This window comes from Xenorhabdus bovienii (genome assembly GCF_024721015.1).
GTDB lineage: Bacteria > Pseudomonadota > Gammaproteobacteria > Enterobacterales > Enterobacteriaceae > Xenorhabdus > Xenorhabdus bovienii.
Genome location: NZ_JANAIF010000033.1, coordinates 38,577 through 45,837, shown reverse-complemented (window position 1 = coordinate 45,837; position 7,261 = coordinate 38,577). Strand labels below are relative to the sequence as shown.

Annotated in this window: 9 protein-coding genes; 5 read left to right on the top strand and 4 right to left on the bottom strand. The window is 39.6% G+C overall.

What is annotated here, in order from left to right; translation table 11 throughout:
- Window positions 1–280: 280 nt before the first annotated feature.
- Window positions 281–586 carry a hypothetical protein gene (locus tag NXS07_RS10690; RefSeq protein WP_258086720.1) on the bottom strand — a complete coding sequence of 102 codons (306 nt, stop codon included), beginning with the start codon at window positions 584–586 and terminating at the stop codon, window positions 281–283.
- A gap of 26 nt (window positions 587–612) precedes the next feature.
- Window positions 613–963: a Cox family DNA-binding protein gene (locus tag NXS07_RS10685; RefSeq protein ID WP_258086719.1), complete on the bottom strand. Its 351-nt coding sequence runs from the start codon at window positions 961–963 to the stop codon at window positions 613–615.
- 94 nt (window positions 964–1,057) lie between these two features.
- On the opposite strand from NXS07_RS10685, the gene NXS07_RS10680 reads away from it, so the two are divergent.
- The 3 genes from NXS07_RS10680 to NXS07_RS10670 all read left to right on the top strand — a co-directional run bounded on the left by NXS07_RS10680 (window position 1,058) and on the right by NXS07_RS10670 (window position 2,643).
- Window positions 1,058–1,348, top strand: a complete 291-nt coding sequence (locus NXS07_RS10680) for a helix-turn-helix domain-containing protein (protein WP_258086718.1) — start codon at window positions 1,058–1,060, stop codon at window positions 1,346–1,348.
- A complete protein-coding gene (locus NXS07_RS10675; RefSeq protein WP_038190313.1) occupies window positions 1,345–1,572 on the top strand; it encodes a hypothetical protein in 228 nt (75 codons plus the stop codon). The genes NXS07_RS10680 and NXS07_RS10675 overlap by 4 nt, the downstream gene beginning before the upstream one ends.
- Window positions 1,573–1,662: 90 nt before the next feature.
- Complete coding sequence (locus NXS07_RS10670; RefSeq protein ID WP_258086717.1) at window positions 1,663–2,643, top strand: phage integrase; 981 nt, start codon at window positions 1,663–1,665, stop codon at window positions 2,641–2,643.
- A 348-nt stretch (window positions 2,644–2,991) separates the two neighbouring features.
- Here the strand turns inward: NXS07_RS10670 and gspE are convergent, their stop codons facing one another.
- Window positions 2,992–4,563: a type II secretion system protein GspE gene (gene gspE / locus NXS07_RS10665; RefSeq protein WP_038209121.1), complete on the bottom strand. Its 1,572-nt coding sequence runs from the start codon at window positions 4,561–4,563 to the stop codon at window positions 2,992–2,994.
- A 91-nt stretch (window positions 4,564–4,654) separates the two neighbouring features.
- Window positions 4,655–5,077, bottom strand: coding sequence for a prepilin peptidase-dependent pilin (gene ppdD, locus NXS07_RS10660; RefSeq protein ID WP_038209124.1), 423 nt, complete (start codon window positions 5,075–5,077; stop codon window positions 4,655–4,657).
- A gap of 303 nt (window positions 5,078–5,380) precedes the next feature.
- Here ppdD and ampD point away from each other — a divergent pair, with 303 nt between their 5' ends.
- A complete protein-coding gene (ampD, locus tag NXS07_RS10655; protein WP_258086716.1) occupies window positions 5,381–5,932 on the top strand; it encodes a 1,6-anhydro-N-acetylmuramyl-L-alanine amidase AmpD in 552 nt (183 codons plus the stop codon).
- Window positions 5,929–6,783 (top strand): beta-lactamase regulator AmpE, encoded by an 855-nt coding sequence (gene ampE, locus NXS07_RS10650; protein WP_038209127.1) that lies wholly within the window; start codon window positions 5,929–5,931, stop codon window positions 6,781–6,783. Before ampD ends, ampE begins: the two co-directional genes overlap by 4 nt.
- Window positions 6,784–7,261 lie beyond the last annotated feature (478 nt).

The window sequence follows — 7,261 nt, the reverse complement described above, 5'->3', positions numbered from 1 at the left end:
ATTGAAACTAAAGTCATCATCAAAGGGTTTTCTTTCTTAGTGCCGGTTACTTTAATTTTGCAAAAGTCAGCACTGGTTACTTTATACTGATGCTGGACCCTCTTTAATCCGTCCATTTATTCTGCCCCCGTATAATTGTTCACAAAAACCTAACGCTTGTTCACGAGAATCAAATTTACCGTAGCAATATGATCCGTCTTCAACCTGATAGCGTGGGATTGCACAAACCACACTTTTGCGTAAAGGGCGAACTAATAACGTGCCGAATTTGATTCGTCCTTTACTTAATTCCTCTGGTGTTGGTAGAAGTTTTTGCATTTTTTGTTACCTTATCGTTATTATGTCGCCAGTTTTTAGCCCTGCCTGCACATTCAGAAAGCTGTTGAAGCTCCCCAAACCCAATACGCACAGACTTAGCAATATGGTAGTTATCGCCTGTTGCCATTTGCATAAACTGCACCAAAGTTTCTTGGATATACTCAGGCGTGATTTCAACATCGGATTGCACATCACCAAACACATCATACAGGCGGGACATCATCGTTAATTGCAGTTTTGAACGTTCCAGAGATGTTAAACTTTTCATTTTCTGACCTCATTCACTTTACGGTTTTATTTGTTTAATGCTTCTGATACAGATTGAAGCTCATCAGGTATTACCCCTAAATCTTCCCTCAGTTTATTAATTCGTTTAAACCAAGTAGCTTTCCAACCCATCCGTTCAGTTGATGGAATTTTTTCATTCGCTTCATACAGCATTTCCAGCCATTCATTCCACATAATCATTAAGCGCATATCGCTAAATCCTTCGCCGTTTAGTTGGCGTTCCGTTCTGATAGGTAGGCGGCGGCGGTCTACCAGTTTTCTGATGCTGCTCTCTGATTTTCCAGTTCGGCGGCAAAACTCAGAAACCGTGATTGGATCTGGGATCTTGAACAACAATTGCAAAAGTTTCTCGTTCATGTGCTAACCTTTCCTTTTGGGGTATTACTGCAACAAAAAACCCCTACTAGTATATATTCACTAAATACTAATACCTTTGTAGGAGATTTGCAACATGCGTTTGGATACATCTGAGAAATTAAAACTTATGAGGGAGAGTGAACGACTAACCAGCTTGCCAGAGGCGGCAAAAATGTTAGGGCTGAATAGAGATGCCCTGTGGCGTTATGAGAATGGTAAAACTATTCCCAATGCAGATGTAATTATTTCAATTATTAGCCATCCTTACTTTGAAAAATATGCACTTTGGTTTGTCACTGGCAAAACAGCGCCAGAGTCAGGCCAAATTGCCCCGGCACTTTATGACCCTAAAAACTATGATGCTAACGAGGAGAAATCAGCGTGAAACTAACTGAGAAGCTAAAAGAAATAGAAACAGTTGAAAAAATAGATCTACTGTTGTTTGAGAACACCGGACACAGTTTAAGCTGGAACTTAATCAGCAGAATACTCAACCAAAAAAAGATAGAAAAATATTCAACATGGTTTGTCACCGGAAAAATTGCCCCTGAAGCTGGTCAGATATCGCCGGCTATCGCACACAATGGGCATATGACAACAACGTTATAGTTCTTAGAGTAACAAATTGGTTATCTGTTTATGAATCCTATGTTTTTCATACAGGCATAGAATTACCCCGTCTGACTGGAGGGCGCACTCATGACAATTAAGGCGCTTGAAGGTGGACGTTATAAAGTGGATGTAAGACCGCAGGGCAGATCGGGAAGACGAGTCCAGCGTGTATTTAAAAAGAAAGCGGATGCTGTGGCATTCGAACGTAACGTTTTGATGAATTCCAATAATGAAGATTGGCGGCCAAATACCCGTGATTATCGTCGCTTATCTGAATTAGTAAATATCTGGTGGGATTATACAGGACGTAACCTGACATGGGGTAAAAAACGATTAACAACGTTACTTAGAATGACTAAAGACATGGGAGATCCTGCTATCTATCAGATGACTTCTCGTTTTTTAAATACATATCGCTCAGACCGCTTATATGATGGCATTAAGGCATCAACAATAAATAGAGACTTTACACTATTGATGGGGATGTTCACTACGTTAATAAAGATTAGCGAATATTCCGGCGAGAACCCAATTAAAGAAGTGTCTATTCTGAAAGTGAAGAAGCCGGAAATGTCATACCTCACAAAAAGTGATATCGCTAAATTGCTTTCTCAGGTATCTGATGATTATTGGCGTATAACGGTGTTATGTCTCAGCACAGGCGCACGATGGGGAGAAGCTACAAAATTGCGTACTGAACATGCATTACATGGACGAGTGACATTTACAGAGACTAAAAATGGACATCATCGAACAGTGCCAGTATCAGAAGACTTAATGAAGGCAATAAAAAACAAAGAATCTGGTTTATTGTTTGATGTCCGCTACAAAAAAATGAGACAGATATTGAGAGAGGTAAAACCAGACTTACCTGCTGGTCAGGCAGTACATGTTTTACGGCATACGTTTGCCGCCCATTTTATAATTAACGGAGGGAATATTTTGACGTTACAAAAAATCATGGGGCACGCCAGCATTCAACAAACGATGGTCTACGCACATTTTGCGCCAGATTATTTACAGGAGGCAATTGTATTGAACCCATTGAAAGGAGGCATCCACATTTAATCCACAAGAAAGGTGAATTATGGTAATCCATAATACCTCTCTTAATTATGTAATTTATTGATTTGTAATGAATACCCTCGTTCAATGAGGGTATCCAAAACATAATAATCCCCTTTAATAGGGGAATACCTGATGCCAGTAATGTGCTTAATTGATGAATGAAATGTAAGCGATAAGCGATTTCCTTTTCGCTGTAATGAATGAGTTTTTTGCATTTAATGGTATAAGGTTGCAAATCAAGGTGGCTCAGATGTTGAAACACGTTTTGTTTGCTCTGGCCGATGCTTTCCCCTTTTACAATGTTTCCTTTTCTATTGACCGCTTGCCATTGATAAATATATTCCATCTTCATGCTGTTTCCTGACCTGTAATCTGATAAATCTCTTCCAGTGTCGTTATGCCTTTTTCCACCAAGACCAGCCCTGCGGAAAAAAGAGTTGAATGCTGTTGTGCAGCGAGCAACTGTGGAAGGTTGTCAATCGAGTGTTCTGACAGGGCCTGCTGGAGGGCTGGTTTGATCTCAAGAAACTCGTAGATGGCTGTCCTGCCATAATAGCCGGAAAAACAGTGTTCACAGCCAACCGCAAGCCATTGTCTTATAGAAATAGATTGTTTTACGGAATCGGGTTGTTTTATTGAAACGGATCGTTCTATGGGAACAGGTTGCTTTATAGGAATAGCGCCATTGGAGACATTGATGACAGTGTGCTCTTTATCTTGCTGGCGGCAATGGGGGCAGAGTGTACGTACCAGCCGCTGTGCAATAATCAATTTCACGCACGATGCTGTGGTATAGCCTGAAATCCCCAAATTTTGCAGGCGGGATAACGTATCAATTGTTGAGTTGGTATGCAGTGTCGATAAGACCAGATGACCTGTTTGCGCTGCTTTCATCGATATCTCGGCGGTTTCATTGTCACGGATTTCACCGACCATAATGATGTCGGGATCTTGCCGTAATAATGCTCTGAGAACTTTGGCAAAATCGAGGCCAATTTTGTTGTTTACTGGTGTCTGGTTGATGCCATTTAAGGGAATTTCTACCGGATCTTCGACGCTACAGATATTCTTCTTCGCCTGATTTAAATATTGCAGACAGCTATACAGTGTGACGGTTTTGCCGCTTCCTGTCGGGCCTGTCACTAGGATCATACCTTGCGGTAAGTGGATTTTTTGTTTTAAAAGTTGCAATTGAGGCTCTGGCAGGCCAAGTTGCTCCAGCGATAGCTGGTGTATGGTATTTAAAACGCGCAGGACAATCTTTTCTCCATGTAGAGTTGGCAATGTTGATATACGTATCGCATAACTGTTTTTGCTATCATTCCAGTCAAATTGTCCATCCTGCGGCTGGCGTTTTTCAGCAATATTGAGTTTTGCCATGATCTTCAAGCGGGCTGGAATGCCGGTATTCATTTGGGGAGAAGGTGATGATACAGCATGCAGGATCCCATCAACCCGAATACGTATCCGATAGCCACGTTGAGAAGGCTCAAAATGAATATCTGAGGCTCTTTTTTGTATTGAGGTTGATATCGTTTGATTAATTAATTGAATAACTGGCGTGTCCATATCTTCAGAATGGGCATCGTTTGTTTGTATTTCACTGTGATTGGAATAGGGGACATCCAGTTTTTCGATACGATAATGTTTCTCATCATCATTTTCAGCACAGTGATTTTCTGTACAAGATACCAATGAATTTCCTTGTGTCAGCATGGATTCGATTTTTGCTTTTGGCCAAATATCTACATTAATGATTGAGCCAGAAATAAACCGTAATGCAGCAATGAAATCTTCATTGGGTGATTTGCTACAGGCAATAGTCATGGTATGGCTCTCTCTTTTTATAATAATGGCCTGATGTCGTTGACACAGTTCATTGATTTCCCTTTCCATTAATACATTTTCCTTGTTTCTCATTTTCTATATTCCTTTAATGCTGAAGCAATTTGAAAATCTTATTTTTCGAAATAATATGTTTGAAAATAGAGTAGCTTTTAAATTTAACTATTTAAAATTTAAAAGTTTCCTGACATTTCAATTTTAAAGATTCATTTTTAGTATCACAAATGGTACGCCAGTAGATAACGCCGGTTTTGGTATCTTGGGTTGGTTTTAAGGTGGTAGTGAGCCCATTGAGATTTTGTTGCCCGACGATGATTATTTCTCCGTCTTTTACCGTAACGGTGTTGATATAGCGGCTATTATGACCTGATGGGATTGATGCATGGCCAGTATTACAGTCTTTGTAGTTTTCTGTTTCAAAACGACAAAGTTCAACGCCAGATTTATAAGGCACAATAGTTTGTAGCATATCGGTTAATGCTGCTTTTTGGATATATCCCTGATAACTGGGAATAGCAATTGCGCCAAGGATAGACACAATTGCCATAACAATCATCAATTCCATTAATGTAAACCCTTGTTGGTTCATTCTTCCTCCTTTGTGTGTTTTCTCATGGTATGGCGCATGATCTCCGATAGATGTCGGCGTTCATAAGGATGACAGAAACAGAGAAAAATAAAATAGCTTCAGTAATAGTTATGGAAATAGCTCGAAAAAATAACTATTCGTTACATTTTTTACAGAGGAATTTTCGAGCTGGTTCGCAAATGAAAAACACGCCAGAAATAGTACTCGATTGAAAATGCTAACATGTTAACCTGTTACACTTTGAGTGGTGCCATTCCACTTGGTTGGGAATATTGCTGTTGAGATATTGAGGAGAGTAAAAGAATGAAGCTGCATGAAGGGTGGATTGATGGTGCAAGGAAGGTAATCTCTCCATATTATGATCTGCGTCCAGAAGGTGAAATCCCATCATTACTGGTCATTCATAACATCAGTTTACCTCCCGGCAAGTTTGGCGGGCCTTATATCGATCAGCTATTTATGGGAACGCTGAATTCAGATGAAGATCCGTTCTTTAATGAGATAAAGGGATTATGTGTTTCTGCTCATTGCTTAATCGGCCGCGATGGAGAAATTGTGCAATATGTCCCTTTTGATAAAAGAGCTTGGCATGCTGGCGTATCCTGCTACTGTGACCGTGAGAAATGTAATGACTTCTCGATAGGTATTGAGTTGGAAGGAACGGATTATGAGCCATTTAGTGAAATCCAGTACCTCAGATTGGCGGAAGTTACCCAACTGCTTATCTGTCACTTTCCTGATATCCGCAATAATATTACGGGGCACAGTGATATCGCTCCGGGTAGGAAAACCGACCCAGGGCCTTATTTTTATTGGGAACATTATCGGCAACTATTGAAGGAGCGAGTTGAATGACTCTCTTTATTCTATTGTTAGTACTGGCATGGGAACGTGTTTTTAAGATGGGCGACCATTGGCAGTTGGAACGCTATTTGTCCCCTTTGTTTGCCATAATGAAATTATTTTCATTATGGAGCAGTTTGGGTATGACCCTGCTGGTCGCATTACTGACCTGGAAACTTATTGATGTTTTGAGTGATGTGGTTTTTGGTGTACCGGGAATTCTGCTGTATATCATGATCAGCTTGTTGTGTATTGGTGCAGGGTCTCTGCGTTATGACTATCGAGAATATCTTCGAGCTGTACGTCTTGATGATCTGGATCAGCAAAATAATCATCTTGCCCGTTTGACGATGATACAGGGAACTTTACCTGATACCACAAAAGATGAGCGGCTGCGTGAGATACAGAATGCATTGATCTGGATAAATTTCCGTTATTATCTTGCACCGATTTTCTGGTTGGTAGTGATGGGAAAATTAGGCCCTGCAATCTTAATGGGGTACGGTTTCTTGAGGGGTTATCAAGGATGGTTGGCACAACACGGAACGGCTGTGCAACGTGCACAAACTGGGGTTGATAGTTTGCTGCACTGTCTAGATTGGGTTCCTGCACGTCTGGCGGGGATCGCTTATGCTTTATTAGGGCATGGGGAAAAAGCATTGCCAGCTTGGGTTGCATCCCTCAGTGATCTTCGGACATCGCAATATAAGGTGGTAAGTCAATTGGCTCAGTTTGCCTTAAGTAAGGAACCTCATCTTAATCCAATAGAAACTCCTGTTGCGGCTGTTAGGTTAGCGAAAAAGGCGACATTGACTATTGTGATTATTGTTGCATTGTTGACGATCTATGGAGCATTAGCTTAACGAATGAAAAAGAGTCACTGGGGGAATGAAAGCCTCCAGAGAAATAACAAACAAAACAACAAGTTGGAAGATGAAGGATATATAAATGTGAAAGGGGTCTGGTTTTAAGATTCCTTTCTTTTTAAATCATTCGGTTAATAATATATTTTATTTTTTGTCATCTTTGTTTATTTATTATTTAAATTTATGAGTTATGATGTTATATAGTGAAAATAATTAGATGAACATTGCTCCATAATAACTGTTTTTTCACTGCGATTTGTATTTAAGTGATTAATTTTATATTTATTGATGAAGTGTTATTTTTCTAAATATTATGATTTCTCTTTTTTATATGGATACATGAATTGATAAATAGTCTGGATTATTCAGATTAAAATAGAAATGCCTGACTATTTATAATAGGGTCTAATTGTTTTTTCTATATGGAAATATTTTTCTAAATTTGAAACATATGACGATATGTAAACACTAAAAC

Coding starts and splice junctions, on each gene's coding strand:
- ampD (WP_258086716.1), top strand. CDS start 5,381: ATGAAGCTGCATGAAGGGTGGATTGATGGTGCAAGGAAGGTAATCTCT.
- NXS07_RS10685 (WP_258086719.1), bottom strand. CDS start 963: ATGAACGAGAAACTTTTGCAATTGTTGTTCAAGATCCCAGATCCAATC.
- NXS07_RS10680 (WP_258086718.1), top strand. CDS start 1,058: ATGCGTTTGGATACATCTGAGAAATTAAAACTTATGAGGGAGAGTGAA.
- ppdD (WP_038209124.1), bottom strand. CDS start 5,077: ATGAACCAACAAGGGTTTACATTAATGGAATTGATGATTGTTATGGCA.
- ampE (WP_038209127.1), top strand. CDS start 5,929: ATGACTCTCTTTATTCTATTGTTAGTACTGGCATGGGAACGTGTTTTT.
- NXS07_RS10690 (WP_258086720.1), bottom strand. CDS start 586: ATGAAAAGTTTAACATCTCTGGAACGTTCAAAACTGCAATTAACGATG.
- NXS07_RS10670 (WP_258086717.1), top strand. CDS start 1,663: ATGACAATTAAGGCGCTTGAAGGTGGACGTTATAAAGTGGATGTAAGA.
- gspE (WP_038209121.1), bottom strand. CDS start 4,563: ATGAGAAACAAGGAAAATGTATTAATGGAAAGGGAAATCAATGAACTG.